Raw genomic sequence first — 19714 nt, forward strand, 5'->3', positions numbered from 1 at the left:
CTCCTGCGTGCCCACGGAGGAATCCACGGTCCACAAGCCGGCCCTCAGCATCCCGGGACCGGGGTCCTGCGCTGAGAACGACGCCAAGCGGGCCTGATCCAAATACGGGACCAGCCCGCGCTGATTGGAGGAGAGGGAATGGATGACAGCCAACATCGGGATGAGTACCCGTGGACTTGGGAACCGGCCGCGGCCGCCGTGCTTCTGGTCGCGTGCATCTCCGTGCTCGCGCTGCAACTGGGTCGCTGCGCCGCGTTGATCATCACCGGCGCCGGGACGTGGTGGCCCCCGCCCGAGGAGCTGGTGACCAGCAGCTGGGGGATCATCCGAGGCGACATCACGGCTGGGCTCCCGCTGCCAGCCCAGACCGCGGTCCCTGGCGGGCTGGTCTGGGGTGCGGCGGCGGTGATCGCGGCGGCTATGTGGGCAGGCTGTGGCTGGATCATCTGGCGAATCCGCGGCGGCGCGTCGAGGGGGATGGCCACCCCGGGTCAGGCAGAGCAGCTGCTCGGGATCAGTCGCCTCCGCAGGAACCGCAAGCTCATCCGCCCTGACCTGTACCCGAAGGCGCAGCGATGAGGTTCAACCCCACCGACGTCGGCTGGCGGATCGGTCGCAGCAAACTGCCCCGGGGCGTCGAGCTGTGGCAGCCTTGGGACCGCACCGCCGGAGTGATCGGGCCGCAGGGCTCTGGCAAGACCCTCGACATCCTCACCCCCGCGCTACTGCAGGCCCCGGGCGCGGCGCTGGTCACCCTCACCAAACCGGTGGACCTGCTCCTCACCTTCACCGCACGCTCCACTCGGGATCGGCCATGTCTGGTGCTGGACCCGTTCAACGCATCCCCGGGACTGCCGCGATTGGTGTGGGACCCGATCGCCGGCTGCGTCGATGCCGCCGTCGCCGAACGCCGGGCCAAGGCGTTCTGCGCCGGCACCATCGCCAAGTCCGGCAGCGTCAACGACTCCGCCGCCCAGTTCTACGCCGGCGAAGCCGCCAAAGTCATCCAGTGCTACCTACACGCCGCCGCCCTCACAGGCGGCACCCTCGATGACGTCCTCGGCTGGGTAGCCAACCCCCGAAACGCCACCCTCCCCAGCGAGGTACTGCTCAACCACCCCCACGCCGAACCCAACTGGCACGGCCTCCTGGCCGGTGCTATCCACAACGCCGACGACCGCACCTCAGGCAACACCAAAACCACAGTCGAACAAGCCCTGGCCCTGTTCACCATCAGGGACCGCCGCGAACGATGCATCCCCGGCCCCGGCCGGCCAGCAACCGACCTCGCCGCCCTCATCCGCCGCGGCGGCACCCTTTACCTTCTCGGACGCGAAGACCCCTACGTCTCCGCGTCCCCGCTGATGACCGCCGTCGCGGAAGACTTCCTCGACACCGCCCTCCGGCTCGCCAACACCAGCCGCCACGGCAGGCTCTGCCCACCGCTGCTGGCATGCCTCGACGAACTCCCCTCCACCGCCCCGCTACCCACGTTGGCGACCCGGATGGCCAACGAACGCGCCATGGGGATCAGCATCCTGTGGGCATCCCAAACCCGCTCACAACTCGAACAGGTCTACGGACCCCAAGCCCGCTCCATCCTCGGGTTGAGCAACACCCTGGTTGTGTTCGGCGGCTCCAAAGACCAGCCCTTCAACAAGGAACTCTCCGAACTCCTCGGCACCCGCCGCATCACCCGACGCAACCACCAGCACGGCCCCCACACCAGCAGCTCCAGCCACGGCGAAGACATCCCAGTCATCCGCCCCGAACAGATCCGAGAACTCCACACCGGCGCCGCACTGATCGTGGCCGAGAACGGCAAACCCATCATCGCCACCCTCACCCGCTCCATCGACGGAAAGAGAGGCAGACAGCTGCTCCAGCAACAAACCCAGCTGCGCACGCATGTTCAACCCCACACTGGCCCAGCCACCCGGTCGGTGGAAAGGGCCGCGGCGGCAGTGGCGATCTCCCGCGAGCTGGGCCTCACCACCGACTGACGGAGCCCGCCATGACCACACCACCCAGCCATCTCATCGAGTTCCCAGACGTCACCGATCGCATGGCCACCGTCCTCACCCAACTAGGGATGCTGCAGCAAGGCGGCCGAGCCGCCGACGTGATCCTGTCAACCGGCGAAATCCTTCCCCGGCTCTGGGACCTCACCACAATCCACGACCCCCACCTCCGACTCGACACCTGGAACTGGCTCGAGAAATTCGCCATCTGGTTCAACAGCCAACAAACCTGGTTCTCCCAAGACCAGATCCCCGCCTGCTGGACCGAACACCCCCACCTCGTCAGAGACATCGCCGCGCTCGCCGACCAACGCCGCGCCGCCGGCGAGGCCCTCACCAGCACCCCCCTCGACGAGTGGCACCGCTACACCGTCCCCCTCTTCCTCGAACGCACCCGCCCCGCCCGCGGAAACTGCGAAGACAAACACACCCCCTGGCCCGGCCGCGCCGCCCACAACCGCCATCTCAATCTGGAAAACCAGCAGGCACGGCGTGCCAGCATCAACGCCGACATCGAAGCGCTGAAAGCCTCCCATCACCCCACACTGCGCGCCCTACCACCCACCTGAACCCCGCCACATGGACACCGCGGGACCCGCGTCGGGTGCAGAGCCGTCATGATGCGCTCCCTGTGCGCTCATCGCCGTCGGCAGCTCGTTTGCCAGGAGTCCACTCCGGTCGCGGGAACTGCCGCACCATCCACCCCGGGCCACGCCCCAGCACCTCACCAATCACCTTGGAGGGGACCCGCGCGACCTGAAGCCGACGGACCAACTCCGGCAGCTCCTCCGCAGCAGCCGTGAGCAACGCGCCGCGATCGGCCTCGCTCAGCTCAGCCCACCTCGGACGCTTCACCGCCCTAGCTTTGGTCTCGCGACGCTCCTCCAACTCTTTGACCCGCACGCCCTTGCAGTCCAGGCAGATCTTCCCGACCGTGTTGTAGGTGCGACCACACCGACGACAAGTACGAGCCCGCCGCTGACGCAGACCATCGGCGCGCGGGGGAGCCGCCACCCCAACATGGCCGGGGATACCGTGCAGCCGCCGGTAGCTGACGATCGTCATCTGATGGGACCTGCGCACATGGCTGGCCAACCTCGCGAAGCGCCCCCACACTCGTGACACAGCACCCCGAACTCGTCACAGTCCACGACACCGTACCGGCCATGCCCAGACGCGTCTCCCATTGCCAACGGACGAGGAGTAGGAAGCCAACCACCGCGGTCAAGGGTGGTCTCATGCTCAGGGCAAAATCCACTTCCTGGTGCCGCCCTGCTGGAGCACAGGTATGCCGCACAGCCCTCGTCCCACACGAGATCATGAAACCACGCCGGGTCACCTCAGGCCTCGCATTCCTCGGGACCACAGTCCAGCGATCCCACCCCACGTGTGACGGGCTGTCGGCGGGCGCGCTCGTGGCGAGGGTCGAAATCATCCCAACTCTGGGACATCCCCAGCATCCACGACCCAGAACTCCGACGAGACACCTCGCGGTGGCTCCGAGCTCGTAGAGTTAAGTCCCTCATAGTGGTGTAGGCCCCGGTGGCCGTGTCCGTCGCAGACGGGAGCGCGGTCACCGTGGGATCCTTCGAGTTCACCTACCAAAGCTCTCTCAAAGGAGAGCGAGAAGCTCCCCGCCGTCGCCGAACACCTCGAGCAGGCCCGAGCTGACGTGCTGGCGTTCACCTCCTTCCCCAAGGACGTGTGGACGCAGATCTGGTCGAACAACCCCGCCGAACGCCTGAACCGGGAGATCCGACGCCGCACCGACTCCGTGGGGATCTTCCCGAACCGGGAAGCCATCATCCGCCTCGTCGGGGCAGTCCTGGCCGAACAAACCGACGAGTGGGCCGAAGGCCGCCGCTACCTCGGCCTCGAGATCCTCGCCCGCTGCCGACTCACCACCATCACCAACACCGAGGAGGTGAGCGAACCCCTCGCCCTCACCGCCTAAACGAAGGAACCGCTACACCACTCCGCTGGACTTGACCGCTCGTAGGGTGGTTCAACAGCCAACACACCTGGTTCCCGACCGATCAGATCCCACCATGCTTGCCCGGACACCCACACCTGATCCGAGCAATCGGAGCCCTTGCCCGACCAATGCCGGACCGCTGGCGAACCGGCAACTAAGAACGCGCCGACGCCACATGTAATATGATAGATCAACAGTAACCTGTGGGATTCACGTTTGGACTACCTGCGGAGCGAGACTGCTGGGCGTGGGGCGACGAGTGGGCGTCCCCGGGCCCCGGACTCCCGCCTTCCGGCGCGTCCACCGCTCCGTAGTCCCTGGTCGCTGGCAAGCTCGAATCGTGAGCAACGTGGACGGCTTTGATGCCTTGGTGAGCGGGTTTGGCGCCCGGTGCGCTCAAAAGTTGGCGGGGCCGGGTGAGGCCGAGGCGGCCATCCGGGCGCCCCTGGAGGGCCTCATTCAAGGCGTGGGACGGCTTATCGGCGTTCCCGCTGTACTACATGATGAAGTCCGAGACGCGGACCGCCAAGTCAGACCTGACTACGGCGTCAGCGTAAACAAAGCCATCATGGGCTACATCGAGGTCAAAGCTCCGGGGCGTGGGATCGATCCGGCGCAATTTACCGGACACGACAAGGAGCAGTGGCAGCGACAACGGGACCTCCCGAACCTGATTTACACCAACGGCACCCACTGGCGTCTCTTCCGTGACGGTGGACTCGTCCGCGGGCCCGTAGTGCTGAGCGATCAACCGCTGGAGGATGTTGGAAGCCAACTGGCTGGTCAGCCCGACTTTGAAGGGCTCCTGACTGACTTCCTCCAGTGGAAGGCCGCGCCCATCACGTCTGTTGCTGCCTTGGTGCGCGCGGTGGCTCCGCTCACGCGGCTGCTCCGCGGTGAGGTCCTGGACCAGCTCACCCAAGAGAAGCGCAGCATGCGCGGAGGGGCCGCACGTGAGGATCAGCCTTTCACTGGTTTGGCCTCGGACTGGCGGCAACTGCTGTTCCCTCAGGCCGATGACGACACCTTCGCCGATGGCTACGCGCAGGCGGTCACCTTTGCTCTTTTGTTGGCCCGCACGGAGAACATCGATCTGACAGGCCGCAGCCTTCACGACATCGGACGCCGCCTCGGAGCCGAGCATTCGCTTATGGGGCGCGCATTGCAGTTGCTCACGGACGACGTGGCTGCAGACTTCAAGGTGGTCCTTGACCTGCTGGTTACGGTCGTCGGTGCCGTGCAGTGGGAGCGCATCCGTAAGGGCAAGCGGGACGTTTACCTGTACCTGTATGAGCAGTTCCTAGAGAACTACGATCCAGCCAAACGGCAGGCTTCGGGCACCTATTACACCCCTCGCGAACTGGTTGTCGAGATGGTACGACTGGTGGAAAACGTGCTCACGGACAAGCTCCTTATCCCGGAGGGGTTCCGTTCCCATCAAGTCACCACGGTAGATCCGGCCATGGGCACTGGCACCTACCTCCATACCATCATCGACAGGGTGAACGGTGCCGTGGAGGCTGCCGATGGGCTTGGCGCAGTGCCTGGAGCGATCACCGAGCTGGCTGCTCGCTTGGCTGGATTTGAGATCCAGATGGGTCCCTACGCCGTTGCTGAGCTGCGAATCACTGAACTACTCGCATCCTTGGGGGCGCAGGTACCAAAGGATGGCCTCCGTCTCTTCGTGACTGACACCTTGGACGACCCCTACGCCGCAGAGACTCAGCTGGCTTCGGGGTTGGCGACCATCGCGAAGGCCCGACGGCAAGCGAACAAGATCAAGTCCGAGCAACCTGTAACCGTTGTCATCGGCAACCCTCCCTACCGCGAACTCGCGGCCGGAGGCGGCGGATGGGTCGAGCATGGGTCCGACTCGCCCAAAGACAAGCATGTACAGGGCATCCTGCAGGACTTCCTACTCGGCGTTCCTGGCAAGTTGTCGGCCAAATTGAAGAATCTGTACGTCTACTTCTACCGATGGGCCACCTGGAAGGTCTGGGAGTCCACCCCGACGGATCAGGCCGGGGTTGTGTGCTTCATCACGACATCCGGCTACCTCACCGGCCCCGCTTTCACCGCCATGCGTTCCTACCTCCGGCGCGAATCCACCGAGGGATGGATAATCGACCTCACACCCGAGGGCCAGACCCCCGATATACCCACGCGCATCTTCCCTGGAGTCCGCCAGCCGCTAGCCATTGGCCTGTTCGTGCGCACCACAGACAACGACACCGCCACTCCCGCCGCACTGCACTACACCGCATTGACTGGGTTGCAGGCGGACAAGTTCTCTTCCCTGGCTGGCCTACAACTCAGCGGCGCGAACTGGCAGACCGTACGCACCGCCTGGTCTGCGCCGTTCACGCCCGCACCCTTGGGCCATTGGGACACGTGGCCAGCGGTGTCGGACCTCCTGCCGTGGTACTCACCGGGCTTGTTCCCCACGCGAACTTGGGTTTACTCGCCAAGCCCGGACGCTCTCCAGCAGCGATGGGGACGATTGGTGGCCGAGCCCGGTGCGGAGGCCAAGAACGCGCTGATGAAGGCCGGACGCGACGCGCACGCCACCAAGACCTTCCCGCCCTTGCCGGGAACAGACGTGGTCACGGGCACCGAGACGCGACTCGAATGGGAGACGCGCACAGACACCAAGACGATTCGTGTTGGGTATCGGGCCTTCGATAGACAACACGTAATCCCGGACCGTCGCCTTCTCGACATGCCGCGCCTTCCGTTGTGGCACGCCCGTCAGCCAGGGCAGGTGTTCGTGGTGGAACAGCACCGGCGGAAACTCACCAGCGGGCCAGCGCTGGTCTTCAGCCACTTGATTCCGGATTTCGACTACTTCAAGGGTAGTGAAGGCGGACGGACCATGCCTTGGCTGCACCCCAACGCATCGCCCAACCTCCCCGACGGACTCACTAGAGCGCTGGCCACGCTGCTGGGAGTCGAGGTGCATCACGACGACGTCCTGGCCTACGTCGCGGCGACCACTGCTAACCCGGCGTTCACTAAGCAGTTCGCCGCGGACCTGGAGACTCCTGGTGTCCGCGTTCCCATCACGGCTGACAGCCGAATATGGTCCGAAGCTGTTGAACTCGGGCGCGAAGTGCTCTGGGTTCAGACATACGGGGAGGCCTTCGCAGTAAACGGCCGGGAGGTCGGGAACATCCGCTATTCCCCCGACGACCCCGCGCGGATACGAGCCCTAGTGCCGGTGCAGGGACTCCCATCAGGGCATGAGTATGACGCCGAGCGCGCGGAAATGGTGCTGGGCACGGGTCGGTTCGGACCGGTGTCACCTGCCGCGTTCGGGTACGGCGTGGGCGGTCGGAACGTGATCAAGGGATGGGTTGACTACCGCAAGGAAGATCCAGCGGGCAAGAAGTCCACTCCGCTTGACTACATCAACCCCACCCACTGGGAACACGCCTGGACCGGTGAACTTATAGACCTGCTCACCGTCCTAGACCGGTTGACCAAGATGGAACCGGCGCAAGCTGCCCTTTTGGAGGAGATCGTCGAAGGACAGCTACTCACCAGCGGTGACCTGGCGGGGGCCGGTGTTGTCTGGGGCACCAATACGCGTCCTGTCTACGATCCCACGATGCCCTGAGAAGCATCCTAGCTAGGATGCTCTGGGCCAGGAGAGCCCTGGAGTGGCCAGCACCTAGCACAAGTAGCGGTTGCCGAGGTGTCCCACGTGATGACCTGGCGAGTATGTGGGCAACGGGATGCCCGGGGACTGGACACCCAACGCTGTATCCCATGCGAAGCATCTCTTGCGGAGGGCAGGAGATCGCGCCAAGGTTGAGGCTGCAGGCAACATGGGTCTGGCTTGAACAGCGCCTTCGGAAGGGGCTGAACTTCATGGCTCCTCGGGTTCGTGAGTTCTCTGGGTCAATCCGAGGACAGATGACCGGCGTAAACGTCACTCGCGGAGCTCTGACGCGCTGAGGGCAGCGATCCCCAGCGGTAGAGGGCCAACCGGCGATCCGGTGCGGGGCTGCTGCTGGCTGGCCAACATGGACGGTTTCCTCATGGCAACCGTTGGTGGCGTGCTGTTGGTGGCGCTCGGGTTTGTGGCAGGGCTCATTCGGAACGGCGTCAAGGCCGAATCCAAGCGCCCATCCCGTGAAGACGCCTTCGCTCACCATCCACGGCTGGCTGCGGGACCGCCCGTGGGAGAATTGAGGGCCAGGAGATCGACCTGTCTAGGCTGGGTGCTCGACCCGTCAGGGCGGGACTCCATGTGGCTTCGATCAAAGGTTCGGAGGACCACGATTCGAACCCCAGCAGCGTCAAGCTTCGGGGGTTCCAGTGCACTAGGGACGCGGCTTAGGCGATTCGCGGACGCAGTTGCATCCCTCAGCATGTGTTCCTGATAGCCTCACCCGCAGGGAGTTAGAGAAGTCTGCGAGGAAGCACGTGACTCACAAGATCGTTCGAGCGATTGTCCATGAGATCCCTCGGGGGAAGTACGCGGCAGGGGCAAAGGATCAGGTAGAGACTTCCTCCGCCGAACTGCATTTGGACGCGAGAACGAAGCGCTTCATTGAAGAAAGCATGGTCGCCTTCGCGCTAAAGGGTCCCCGCCAGATCGTTGAAGACGACAGGATTTCATCTTCGACGCCGCAGCTTGTTCGGGACGCCATGACCGACCCCGACAAGCGCTTCGTAGACACCTCCCAAGGGATCGCTCAGAACCTCTTCGCAGCACAAACCGGCAATAGTCCAGCGGGGATCCTAATCGTCGCTATCGTCAAAGAGGGCGCCTCGCAATCCCTTCTGATCATGAAGGCCGAGCACCAGGCCGGAATTCGCCTCCAGAAGCGTGACGGCGTCTTTGGGCTTCAACTCTTGGATGACCTAGTAGTCGGACAGAACACGCGCGTTTACAAGGTGGCTGTGCTCACAGGCGGCGCCGACGGGACGCTCATCGGTCAGATGGTTGATCAACAGAACGGTGACGCATATGCTGCGTTCTTCCTCTCCGCCTTCTTGGGTTGCCGGTTGGCCGACGACGCGGAAGTCCAGACGAAGGCCTTCATGGACGGGGCCCTGGACTTCTTCAGTTCGGGGATAACCGACGAGGCGAAGCGGATGAAATACGTTCAAGCCGTCACCGCATACATACAGTCCCCTGCCGACACGTTCCAAGCCACCGAGTTCGCCCAGCAGTTCCTCGAACCAGAGGACAGGGACGCCTTCATCGATGACCTGCCTGAGGACCTTCGGAAGAACGTCGTCTCAAAGAACCTGTCCCTCGTGCCTGGACGCGGCGGCGGCCTGCGCCTATACGCTCACGGTGTGATTGTATCGGCCAACTCTCTCGCTTTGGAGAGAGGAGACCTCAAGATCGTGGCACAGGAGGACGACTCCGTGACCATCCAGATCCGTGGCCGGGTCACGAGGTACCAGTACGGCAGTGCGCCAAAGATGGACGACTAGTGCCTAGCGGCGAGGTTTGGGCTCGGTATGAGGCAGAGGAGCCGTCTCTTCAGGCGGCATACGACGTCTGGCTGGACCGCCTGCTACCGCAGGCTGAGCAGTTCGACCGGGGCGCCCGCGTGTCTGGCCGGATCAAGTCCTACAGGAGCGTTTACGGCAAGCTTCGACGGAATCCTGATTCCCCCAGAACATGGGACTCGCTCGGCGATCTAGTCGCCTTCAAGGCCATCTTCCCGACTCCAGCCGGAGCCGATCAATTCACCGTGTGGCTTTCGGAGCAAGACCAGTGGCATCCCGTCCTTGACGACAAGCTGTGTGAACCGCACGAACTGAAGTATAGGTCGAAGCAGTTTGACCTGTACTCCCACGACGTCACCGACAGCAAAGGCCAACCTCTCAAGATTGAGGTCCAAGTTCGGACGTCGGCTGTCGACGCCTGGTACGTGGTCGACCACCGCTTCAAGTACAAGACTGTCGTACCTCCAACTGAGGACATGCAGCGTAAACTCAATCGCCTCATCGTTCTTACTGAGCTCTTCGACCAGGAGGTGGGAGAAGTGGAGCGCAAACGGCGTGAGGATCCGGAGTTCGCGAAAGATCGTCTGTATGAGAGCCTGATAACCACCTCCGAACGCCTTACGAAAGGGCAGACATCAACCTCAAGGCCAGAGGGTCTACTGGAAACCCTCCTCACCGTTTTTGTCGAAGATGCTGACTCGCTACCGGCCCAGATTGAAGCCTTCGTCAACGAGACCGAAGCAGATCTTATTCGCATCTTCAGTGAACATCTGAACAGCTCGGACGAGTACGTAGAGGAGGTCGACTGGATATACCACGAGCCCGAGGCCGTACTCATAGCGGAGCGGGCCGTGCGTCGGCCTCAGCAGCTTCTTGCGGCCGTCGAACATTCCAACTATAGAGCTGAGGTAGATCCGATGGTTGAGGCTTTCGAGGCCCTACGCTAGGCGGCAATCCAGCCGAGCACCGCTTGGCTTCGCGCAAGCAATCCCGCGGCAAGCAACACTCATACCATCCGCACTGGGGCCGTTATTGGAGGCGCCTGTGGCTGAAGACTGGATCTGACGCCGAGCACAAAAAGCCCTCGGCAAAGTCCGACGCCACCGCCGAGCCAACCGGTTTCCCTGCATCCTGGATCCGATGCACGGAAAGATGACAGTTCCTGGCCACGCAGCGGGGGGAATAGGGATGCGGTAGCGCGCTGGCTTCTGTCCAAGCGCCAGGAGACTCCCATTAACACCCCGACGGTCAGCGAGTTTGCAGAGACGCATCTAGCCGCTCTCGTACGTTCGCGGATCAGCGGCAGCAGCCGGTCCAACTGGGGTCTTGTCCGGCAGGACGATGTGGGTAGCTAGCTGCTCCCCGCGGGTATGATGCCAACCTCCACAGAGACGAGTCTCGCCTTTATGATCGCAGCGAGCGCGCGACACGACTTTTGGGGCAGGCAGTGGTTGCAGCTGGCGGCGTACGGGGGATGACGTCTCACATGGCCGTTCGGGGGATGAGCGGCTGGCCGTCGCTGGTTTGCTGCTGGTCTGGCTCGACCTGTGAACTGAGGGGAAGTGGTGGGTCGTGGTGGGGGGGCATCCTTGCTCTACCGGAGCAGCTCACCAAGAGGGGCAGGTCTTCGACTTGAAAACCTGCCCTGTTCCTGCCCAAGTTTCGCAGTGAGAAGTGTTTCCCCTTATCACAGCGTCCTTTGTCTGCTCCCCGGACTGGACTCGAACCAGTGCAACGCACCACCCGTCAGCTGCAGGGGTGCGTCGCGGTCACCACATCGACCCGGCGGTGACCGCCCAGTACACGGGGTACCCGTCCTCACCGGGGGCCTTGTCCACGAGGTCGAGGTCGTACAGGTGTCGCAGCCACGCCGAGATTGTCTGGAACGGTGACTGGCTCTCGATGCGGATACCGCGCTGGCGGATCTCACTGAACGCATCCTTGACGGTGAACTGCGTTCTCTGCCGGCCAGCGATCCGGGTGAAGTAGATGATGCTCTGCCACTGCTCGAGGACACCGTCGGCGACGTCGATGCGGCCCTTCAGATACTGCCCGTCCCGCCAGTACGCGCTGATCGCGCGGTGGAGTGCGCTGCCTGCCCAGTCACCGCGGTGAGCCTCCAGGAGCTCGCCGATGTGACGCACCTGCGCTTCTCGGCGGGCGTGGAGGGCGGCGTACCGCTCCGTCTTCTTCCGTTCCCAGCCCGCGATGGCGCCGCGGGCAGAGTTCAACTGCTTCGTGCGGGCACGCAACCCCTCCAACGGCGGATGGGTGATCCCCCAGTCGGGGTGTGCGTCGAACTCGACGAGAGGGTGCGTGGACGTGGCCACCATGCCGGCGCGGTCCTGGATCACTGTCGTGGCTGCGCCAGGCTCCCACGTCGGCTTGCAGTTGCCGTGGTCGATGTCGTAGTCGGCTGGGTCCGGCAGCCAGGTGCGGCTGGCGACGACGGTGACGGTGACGTCGGCGGGGGACGTGGCGTCGATCAGCAGCAGTGGAGCTCCGGTCTGCAGCGACGCCTCATGCATCGGTGCTGGTGTGAACCAGCCGACCTTGTCGATCTTCGCGGTCGTCGACCCGAACAGCCACACGTCGACGATCCCTTGCTGCAGGTATGAGTGGTGCCGTGCCCGCCATGCGTTCGGTGTCAGGGGCGAGTACTGCACCTCGAACGCGACCCGGTCACCCCTCGTTCCCGTGAGGAGGACGTCGGCTCGGCGTTCCCCGTCAGCGGTGGTGTACTCCTCCCGGGTCACCTTCGAGCGCGGGTACCGGTCCTGCAGCCAGGCGTGCACGGCCGAGCAGCCCTGCGAATGGACTCGGGACTCGAGGCTGTGCACGGCGAGACCGTGAGTGAGGTGCCGCAGATGGTCACGGCCGCGGCTGAGGGACACCGTCGTCAAGGGTGCGTCGCAGCCGGGGACGGGGCAGCCGATGTGGGCTTTGACGTGGTCACGGTTGGTGATGGCGGTGTCGTCGGGCAGGAACCACGGGTCGCCGGTTCGGCGGTTAACTCCCCACAGGAACCGGACATCCATACCGGCAGGTTACAGATGGGGAGGGTGTTACTAAAGTGCCGTCAACGTGGGTTGACGTGACATGGACTGCGTGACGACTTGAGTGACACCCTGCGCATGGTCTGGAGCCACAGGTGGGGTGCCACAGAAACGTTCGTTTAGGTAACAGAGGGTTGCGGGATGCTGGTCGGGTACGCGCGCGTGCCGGAAGCGGACGGGACGCAAAGCACATTGTTGCAGAGTGACGCCCTCGAAGCTGCCGGCGTCACCACAGACCACCTCTACGAGGACCACGCCCTCGGAAAACTAGACGACCGACCCCAACTAGCTGTCTGATTGGAAGCGGTCCGCCCCGGCGACACCGTCGTGGTTTGGAAACTGGACCGGCTCGGCCGTGACCTGCGGGACCTGGTCAACCTCGTCCAGGACCTCACCGAACGCGGCGCCGGCCTGCGCTATGCCCACGACGAGCGAGGTCAACCCTTCGCGGTAGCCAGGTCGGCAGCACGGGCAGACATGTACCGCTACCTCGTAAAGCTCAACAGCCCCTAGACGCCGGAATGGGGATCAACCACTTGACCACGTGCCACAACACGCTCAGCGTGGGCCACCACCCTGCATGCGAACTGGCACGGATCTGGCACGAAATGACACCTGTCCCCGCGAGTGTCCGGTTGACTAGGCGTTCGATGGTCGGGGCGACAGGACTCGAACCTGCGGTCTCCTGCTCCCAAAGCAGGCGCGCTAGCCACTACGCTACGCCCCGTCCACCCGCGAGCGGGCTCCGGCGAGTCTACTGCACCGGAAGGGTTCGAAGCCAACGTGAGCGACGTCCGAGCGGGGTCGGGCTGCGCGCCACGACCGCGGCGCCGAGGCAGACAGTCGCACTCTGGCGTCCGGAGGCAGACGGCGAGGTGCGTCAGGACTTCTTGTCGTTGACTCCGAAGATGCCGCCGACCAGAGCAGTGGCAATCGTGATGATGATCGAGCCGAAGAGCGCCGGCCAGAACCCGTCCACCGCGAAGCCGAGTCCCAGCTGGGCCGACAGCCAGGACACGAGCAGTAGCATCAACGCGTTGATCACCACGAGGAACAGCCCGAGGGTCAGCACGATCAGGCAGAACCCGACGACCTTGGCGAATGGTTTCACCACCGCGTTGACCACCCCCAGGATGGCGGCCACCGCCAGCAGGGTGAAGATGTACTCGCCGCTGTCGGACGCAGTGATGGTGATTCCGGGGACAAGCCAAACGGCCAGCGCGGTGGCCAGGGCTCCAGCGATCAACTTCAGTACGAGTTGCATGCTGGCAAGGCTACCCATTGGAGGGGGCGACGGGGACGGGCTCAGTGGACAGGAGCGCCACGCCCACGTGGCCCGGATAGCGGGACCGTGAACACGCTTGTTGCCGCCGGTTGCAGCATCATTGGGATCTATGGTCGACAATGTTGGAATGGGAGAAGACGAAGATGTCACCAAGCCGGTGACGATCTACGACGTCGCGCGGGCCGCCGGAGTCTCCGCCTCAACCGTGTCGCGCACGTTCGCGCGTCCGGGTCGTGTCAGTTTCGCCACGGCCGAGCGGATCAAGTCCGTCGCCACCCGGCTTGGGTACCGCTCCGTCGAACTCCGCGTCAAACTCGGGGAGGGCGCCCAGCGGCACGGGACCATCGCGCTGGTCGTCGCAGACATCACCAACCCGGTTTTCTTCGACATGATCCGAGGCGCCGAGGAGGAGGCCGCGCGCAACAAGTACACGACGCTTCTGGCGCACACGCGCGAATCGGCCATCGTGGAGCGCGAGGCGCTGGAGCGGGTGGTCGGGATGGTCGACGGCATCGTGCTCAGCAGCTCGCGCATGTCGGACTCGGCGATCCGGGCGATGGCCAAGCAGAAGCCGACCCTGGTGATGAACCGTGGCGTGACCGGGGTCGCGAGCGTCGTGACCGACAACGCGCGTGGCATGCGTCGTGCGATCGAGCATCTGGGTGAGCTGGGGCATCAGGACATCGCCTACCTCGGCGGACCGGACGCGTCGTGGGCCCACGGCATGCGCTGGCGGGCACTCAAAGAGGGAGCCATGGAACTCGGGCTCACGGTCAGTCTCGTCGAGAGCCCGGCGCCCACGCGTGAGGGTGGTGCCGCCGTCGCAGAAACCGTGCTCGCCTCGAGCGCCACGGCTGTCGTCGGCTACAACGACCAACTTGCCCTCGGGTTCATGATGCGCGCCCAGGAACTCGGCTGCGACGTCCCGGGACACATCTCCGTCGTCGGTTTCGACAACTCGGCCTTCGCCGGCCTCACGACGCCCGGACTCACGAGCGTCGCCGCTCCGCTGCACGCCCTGGGTGTCACGGCGGTCCGGCATCTGCTCGGCCTGTCGAACGGAAATGTGCCCGATCCGTTCAAACCGATCGTTCTCCCGACGCGTCTGGTGATGCGCGGATCGACGGGCAAACCCCGTGGGTGAGGCAACCGGCGGCAACTTGTTGCCCACAAGGGGTGGTATTCAGAAGCATGTCCCCATGCCCTCTGCAATCGCGAACCACCCCGATCGGCTCCTGCCCGCAGACCCCGGGGTGCGAGAGATCGCACGTCGCCTCCACACGGAAGTGGAGAGCCTGCCGATCATCTCCCCCCACGGTCACGTCGACGCCGCCATCATCGCTGATGACGCTCCGTTCCCGGACCCGACCGCCCTACTGATCAGCCCGGACCACTACGTGACCCGGGTAATGCACTCCGCCGGTGTCCCGCTGGACCAACTGCGGGTTGGAGGCTCCGAAGGAGCCAGCCCGCGTGAAGCCTGGCGCACCTTCTGCCGCCACTGGCCGCTCTACGACGGCACCGCTTCGGGCTACTGGCTGCGCCAGGAATTCGTCACGGTCTTCGGCGTTGACGACCTCGACATCCGCGAGGAGTCGGCCGACGAGGTCTACGACGCCATCCAGGTCAAGATCGACGAGCCGGGGTTCCGCCCGAGGGCGCTGATGGAGCAGTTCGGCATCGAGGTGCTCGCGACCACCGATGACCCGTTGGCCGACCTCGCCTCGCATGACGTGATTGCTGCGGACGAGTCGTTCCAGCCCCGCGTCCTGCCCACCTTCCGTCCGGATGCCTACATCAAGTTCTGGGCCAAGGGCTTCGCCGACAACGTCGACCGCCTCATCCAGGCCGCGGGCGACGGGAAGTCCGGCTACGACGGCTACCTCACGGCCATGGCGAACCGCCGTCGCTACTTCGTCGAGCACGGCGCGGTCTCGTCCGACCACGGCACACAGACCGCAAACACCCTCAAGCTTGGCCGTGACGACGCAGCCGCCCTGTTCGACAAGGGCGTTGCAGGCTCCGCCACGTACGCGGAGGCGCTCGCGTTCGAGGCCCACATGATGTACGCGCAGGCCGCCATGGCCGTGGACGACGGCCTCGTGATGACCATGCATGCCGGTGTCCATCGCGACACCCACCCCGCCACGCTGGAGACCTTCGGCCCGGACACGGGCGCCGACATCCCCCACGCCGTTGACTTCTCGACAGGTCTGAAGCCGCTGCTGGCGGACTTCGGAACCGCTCCGGGCTTCCACTTCCTGCCGTTCACCATCGATGAAACGGTCTATTCCCGCGAACTGGCTCCGCTGGCCGGCTTCTACCCGAGTGTCTACATCGGCGCACCGTGGTGGTTCCTGGACGCGCCGGACGCCATGATGCGCTTCCGAGCCGCGGTCACGGAGACCGCTGGTTTCTCCCGGTCGTCCGGATTCATCGACGACACCCGCGCGTTCTGCTCCATCCCGGCCAGGCATGACGCCAGCCGCAGGGTAGAGGCTGGCTTCCTCGCCAGGCTGGTGGCCGAGCACAGGATCACAGAGGAACGCGCTGCCGAAATCATCGTCGACCTCGTTGACGCATCGCCCAGAAGGGTCTTCAAGCTGTGACCGCCACCAAACCCCTTGCAGACACGGTGCCCGCCGGAGAGACGGCCACCGCCGTCGGCGCCCAACCCCTCAACGCCACCACCTACGACGCAGGCGAGCGGCCGCGGGTCCGGATCGTGCACCTCGGTCTGGGTGCCTTCCACCGGGCACACCAAGTCTGGTACACCGAGCAGGCCCACGACGGCTGGGGAATCGCCTCCTTCACGGGGCGTAGCCCGGAGGCGGCCGAGACGCTGTCCGCGCAGGATGGTCTCTACACGCTCGTCGAGCGTGGCCCCGTCGAGGACAAGATGACCATCATCAGCCATCTCGTGGAGGCCCATGACGGCGCCGACCTCACCACGCTCGCCACCCTGATGGCCCAGGCGGAGGTCGGGATCGTCACCCTCACGATCACGGAGGCCGGCTACCGGCTGCGCCCGGGGAACACCGAGTTGGACGTCGACGACGAACAGGTCAGATCCGACGTCGCCGCCCTCTGCCAGAACTACGAGACCACCCACTTCACCCTCGGTCACGGTTTCGACGGCCGCAAGGTGAAGACCGCTCCCGCGCGCCTGGTCGTCGGCCTGGCCGCGCGCCGCGCCGCCGACGGCTGGCCCATCGCCATCGTCCCGTGCGACAACCTTCCCAGCAACGGCACTGCCGCCAAGGCCGCCGTGCTCGGGATCGCCGAGTTGGTGGACCCGTTGCTGGCCAACTGGATCAGTGAGAACGTCTCGTTCGTGGACACCTCCATCGACCGCATCACTCCCCGCACCACCGATGAGGACCGGCAGGCGGTGGCCGAGGCCACCGGGTATGAGGATGCCTCACCGGTCATCACCGAACCGTTCTCGTCCTGGGTGCTCGCCGGCGACTTCCCCGGTGGTCGCCCGGCGTGGGAGAACGCGGGCGCGGTCATCGTCGATGACCTGGAGGCCTTCGAGCGACGCAAGCTCTGGCTGCTCAACGGTTCGCATTCGCTCATGGCGTATGCGGGGGCGCTGCGCGGGCACGCCACCGTCGCCGCAGCCCTTTCCGACCCCAAGGTCTCGGAGTGGGTGGAGCAGTTCTGGGACGCCGCGGCCAACCACCTCACCGACCCTGTCCTGGACATCCCCGGTTATCGCGCAGCGCTCCGCGAGCGGTTCAACAATCCGCGGATCGCGCACTACCTCGCCCAGATCGGCATGGATGGTTCGCTCAAGCTCGCGGCACGTGCGCTCCCGGTCTTCGCAGCCGAGAGGGAAGCCGGGCGTGACGGGACGGCTGCCCTGCGGCCTGTCGCCGCTTGGATGGACCGGGTCACCGAACAGGTGACCGCGGGTGAGACCGTCAAGGACCCAGCCGGCCCGCGCATCGCGATCGCCGCCGGCAACGACGAACAGACCCGCGCCCTGCTTGCGGTGATCGACGAGAACCTGGCTGCCGACGACGCCGTCGTGGCTGCGCTCAAGTCCCTCCGCGGGACCTTCAAGGACTGAACAGCCAGCCACCACCGGCGCACGGCAGCGCCACCGCCGAAAGGAACAGTGAATGAAGATCACCAAGGCCGAAGTATTCGTGACCAGCCCGTCGCGGAACTTCGTCACGTTGCGCGTGGAGACCGACGAGGGATTCGTCGGCATCGGCGACGCCACGCTCAACGGCCGTGAGCTCGCCGTCGCCAGCTACCTCAAGGACCACGTCGCCCAGCTCCTGATCGGCAAGGATCCCCACCTGATCGAGGACACCTGGCAGTTCCTCTACCGCTCCTCGTACTGGCGGCGGGGCCCGGTCACGATGGCGGCGATCGCCGCAGTCGACATGGCACTGTGGGACATCAAGGGCAAGGTGGCCAACCTGCCGGTCTACCAGTTGCTCGGGGGCGCTTCCCGCCGCGGTCTGCGCGCCTACGGCCACGCCTCAGGCACCGACCTGCCGTCGCTGTTCGACTCCATCAATGAGCACCTTGAGCTCGGCTACAAGTCGGTCCGGGTCCAGACCGCAGTTCCCGGCATCAAGGCCGTCTACGGCGTGGCCGCCCAGGCGCAGGCCTCCGGCGCGCGCTACGACTACGAGCCGGCCGGGCGCGGGGCGTTCCCCACGGAGGAGGACTGGGACACGCGTGCGTACCTGCGCCACCTGCCCACGGTCTTCGAGGCCGTGCGCAACGAGTTCGGACCCGAGCTCCCGCTGCTCCATGACGGACATCACCGGATGACCCCGAACCAGGCTGCCAAGCTGGGCAAGGCGCTGGAGCCCTACGACCTGTTCTGGCTCGAGGACTGCACCCCTGCCGAGAACCAGGAGGGGCTGCGCCACGTGCGCAACCACACCACCACGCCACTGGCCATCGGCGAGATCTTCAACACCATCTGGGACTTCCAGCTGCTCATCAAGGAACAGCTCATCGACTACGTGCGGGCCGCTTCCACCCACTTCGGTGGCATCTCGCCGTTGAAGAAGGTGATGGCCTACGCCGAGCAGTACCAGATCAAGTCCGGATTCCACGGTCCCACGGACATCTCTCCCATCGGGTTCGCCGCACAGCTGCACGTCGGGCTTTCCATCCACAACTACGGCATCCAGGAGTACATGCAGCACTCCGACGCCACCAACCAGGTGTTCGAGCAGTCCATGACGTTCATCGACGGTTACCTGCACCCGGGTGACAACCCCGGCCTGGGCGTCGAGTTCAACGTGGAGGCCGCTGAGTCGTTCCCGTATCAGCAGGCCTACCTGCCCTACAACCGGCTCGTCGACGGAACGGTCCACGACTGGTGACCATTCATGATGCGGAGCCCGCGGCCGAGGCCGCGGGTTTCCGCGTGGTCGTCATGGGGGTGTCCGGCTGCGGGAAGTCCACCGTCGGGGCGCTGCTGGCTGCGGAACTGCAGGGCGCGTTCCTCGATGGTGACGCCCTGCACCCACAGGCCAACATCGACAAGATGAGCCGCGGCATTCCCCTCGACGACGACGATCGCGCGCCGTGGCTCGCGGAGTGCGGCGCCCGACTGGGCGAGGCCCGAAGCCAGGGCCGGACCCTGGTGCTGGGTTGCTCCGCCCTCAAGCGGAGTTACCGGGACATCATCCGCGCCGGGGCGCCGGACACCATCTTCGTGCACCTGCACGGCACCAAGGAACTGCTCTGGGAGCGGATGCAGGTCAGGCCCGGGCACTTCATGCCGGCCAGCCTCCTGGACTCGCAGCTTGCGACCCTCGAACTGCTCGGAGATGATGAGCAAGGTCGGGTCTTCGACATCATCGAACACCCGAGCGTCATCGTCCAGACCGCAGCGGACTGGCTGCGGGAGAGCCGGCCAGAAGCCTGACCG

At 65.0% G+C, this 19714-nt stretch carries 13 protein-coding genes, 1 tRNA gene and 2 pseudogenes; 13 read left to right on the forward strand and 3 right to left on the reverse strand.

Going from position 1 to position 19714, the window contains the following annotated elements; translation table 11 throughout:
* The first annotated feature begins 138 nt into the window (after positions 1–138).
* The 7 genes and pseudogenes from LKO27_RS03805 to LKO27_RS03835 all read left to right on the forward strand — a co-directional run bounded on the left by LKO27_RS03805 (position 139) and on the right by LKO27_RS03835 (position 10412).
* Complete coding sequence (locus tag LKO27_RS03805; protein ID WP_227735550.1) at positions 139–579, forward strand: hypothetical protein; 441 nt, start codon at positions 139–141, stop codon at positions 577–579.
* Positions 576–2003, forward strand: coding sequence for a type IV secretory system conjugative DNA transfer family protein (locus LKO27_RS03810; protein WP_227735551.1), 1428 nt, complete (start codon positions 576–578; stop codon positions 2001–2003). The genes LKO27_RS03805 and LKO27_RS03810 overlap by 4 nt, the downstream gene beginning before the upstream one ends.
* A gap of 11 nt (positions 2004–2014) precedes the next feature.
* On the forward strand, positions 2015–2590 hold the full coding sequence (locus LKO27_RS03815; RefSeq protein WP_227735552.1) for a hypothetical protein: 576 nt from the start codon (positions 2015–2017) through the stop codon (positions 2588–2590).
* Between the two features lie 1034 nt (positions 2591–3624).
* Positions 3625–3975 (forward strand): annotated as a pseudogene (locus LKO27_RS03820) (transposase); the annotation flags it as partial.
* A gap of 361 nt (positions 3976–4336) precedes the next feature.
* The gene (locus tag LKO27_RS03825; protein ID WP_227735553.1) at positions 4337–7612 is read left to right on the forward strand and encodes a type ISP restriction/modification enzyme; all 3276 of its coding nucleotides are present in this window, start codon (positions 4337–4339) and stop codon (positions 7610–7612) included.
* An 812-nt stretch (positions 7613–8424) separates the two neighbouring features.
* Positions 8425–9447: a nucleoid-associated protein gene (locus LKO27_RS03830; RefSeq protein ID WP_227735554.1), complete on the forward strand. Its 1023-nt coding sequence runs from the start codon at positions 8425–8427 to the stop codon at positions 9445–9447.
* Positions 9447–10412 (forward strand): RelA/SpoT domain-containing protein, encoded by a 966-nt coding sequence (locus LKO27_RS03835; protein WP_227735555.1) that lies wholly within the window; start codon positions 9447–9449, stop codon positions 10410–10412. Before LKO27_RS03830 ends, LKO27_RS03835 begins: the two co-directional genes overlap by 1 nt.
* Before the next feature lie 822 nt (positions 10413–11234).
* Here LKO27_RS03835 and LKO27_RS03840 read toward each other — a convergent pair.
* Positions 11235–12503, reverse strand: a complete 1269-nt coding sequence (locus tag LKO27_RS03840) for a competence protein CoiA family protein (protein WP_227735556.1) — start codon at positions 12501–12503, stop codon at positions 11235–11237.
* A gap of 159 nt (positions 12504–12662) precedes the next feature.
* Here LKO27_RS03840 and LKO27_RS15500 point away from each other — a divergent pair.
* Positions 12663–13034, forward strand: a pseudogene (locus LKO27_RS15500) (recombinase family protein).
* Positions 13035–13172: 138 nt separating this feature from the next.
* Here LKO27_RS15500 and LKO27_RS03850 read toward each other — a convergent pair.
* Together LKO27_RS03850 and LKO27_RS03855 are read right to left on the reverse strand one after the other, a co-directional pair.
* A tRNA-Pro gene (locus LKO27_RS03850) sits at positions 13173–13248 on the reverse strand.
* 153 nt (positions 13249–13401) lie between these two features.
* Positions 13402–13785, reverse strand: coding sequence for a phage holin family protein (locus LKO27_RS03855; RefSeq protein WP_227735558.1), 384 nt, complete (start codon positions 13783–13785; stop codon positions 13402–13404).
* A 148-nt stretch (positions 13786–13933) separates the two neighbouring features.
* Here LKO27_RS03855 and LKO27_RS03860 point away from each other — a divergent pair, with 148 nt between their 5' ends.
* From LKO27_RS03860 to LKO27_RS03880, 5 genes are read left to right on the forward strand one after another with little or no spacing between them, the layout of a single operon-like run.
* On the forward strand, positions 13934–14950 hold the full coding sequence (locus LKO27_RS03860) for a LacI family DNA-binding transcriptional regulator (protein WP_227735559.1): 1017 nt from the start codon (positions 13934–13936) through the stop codon (positions 14948–14950).
* 55 nt (positions 14951–15005) lie between these two features.
* A complete protein-coding gene (gene uxaC / locus LKO27_RS03865) occupies positions 15006–16415 on the forward strand; it encodes a glucuronate isomerase (RefSeq protein ID WP_227735560.1) in 1410 nt (469 codons plus the stop codon).
* A complete protein-coding gene (locus LKO27_RS15505) occupies positions 16412–17881 on the forward strand; it encodes a mannitol dehydrogenase family protein (RefSeq protein ID WP_227735561.1) in 1470 nt (489 codons plus the stop codon). The genes uxaC and LKO27_RS15505 overlap by 4 nt, the downstream gene beginning before the upstream one ends.
* Before the next feature lie 52 nt (positions 17882–17933).
* Complete coding sequence (gene manD, locus LKO27_RS03875; RefSeq protein ID WP_227735562.1) at positions 17934–19163, forward strand: D-mannonate dehydratase ManD; 1230 nt, start codon at positions 17934–17936, stop codon at positions 19161–19163.
* Positions 19160–19711 (forward strand): gluconokinase, encoded by a 552-nt coding sequence (locus LKO27_RS03880; RefSeq protein WP_227735563.1) that lies wholly within the window; start codon positions 19160–19162, stop codon positions 19709–19711. Before manD ends, LKO27_RS03880 begins: the two co-directional genes overlap by 4 nt.
* Positions 19712–19714: the final 3 nt, after the last annotated feature.

It is taken from the genome of Tessaracoccus sp. OS52 (assembly GCF_020687685.1).
GTDB lineage: Bacteria > Actinomycetota > Actinomycetes > Propionibacteriales > Propionibacteriaceae > Arachnia.

Bases quoted from the DNA above. Each gene is read 5' to 3' on its own strand.
- LKO27_RS03805 (WP_227735550.1), top strand. From the start codon at position 139: ATGGATGACAGCCAACATCGGGATGAGTACCCGTGGACTTGGGAACCG.
- uxaC (WP_227735560.1), top strand. From the start codon at position 15,006: ATGCCCTCTGCAATCGCGAACCACCCCGATCGGCTCCTGCCCGCAGAC.
- LKO27_RS03855 (WP_227735558.1), bottom strand. From the start codon at position 13,785: ATGCAACTCGTACTGAAGTTGATCGCTGGAGCCCTGGCCACCGCGCTG.
- LKO27_RS03860 (WP_227735559.1), top strand. From the start codon at position 13,934: ATGGGAGAAGACGAAGATGTCACCAAGCCGGTGACGATCTACGACGTC.
- LKO27_RS03815 (WP_227735552.1), top strand. From the start codon at position 2,015: ATGACCACACCACCCAGCCATCTCATCGAGTTCCCAGACGTCACCGAT.
- LKO27_RS03810 (WP_227735551.1), top strand. From the start codon at position 576: ATGAGGTTCAACCCCACCGACGTCGGCTGGCGGATCGGTCGCAGCAAA.
- manD (WP_227735562.1), top strand. From the start codon at position 17,934: ATGAAGATCACCAAGGCCGAAGTATTCGTGACCAGCCCGTCGCGGAAC.
- LKO27_RS03840 (WP_227735556.1), bottom strand. From the start codon at position 12,503: ATGGATGTCCGGTTCCTGTGGGGAGTTAACCGCCGAACCGGCGACCCG.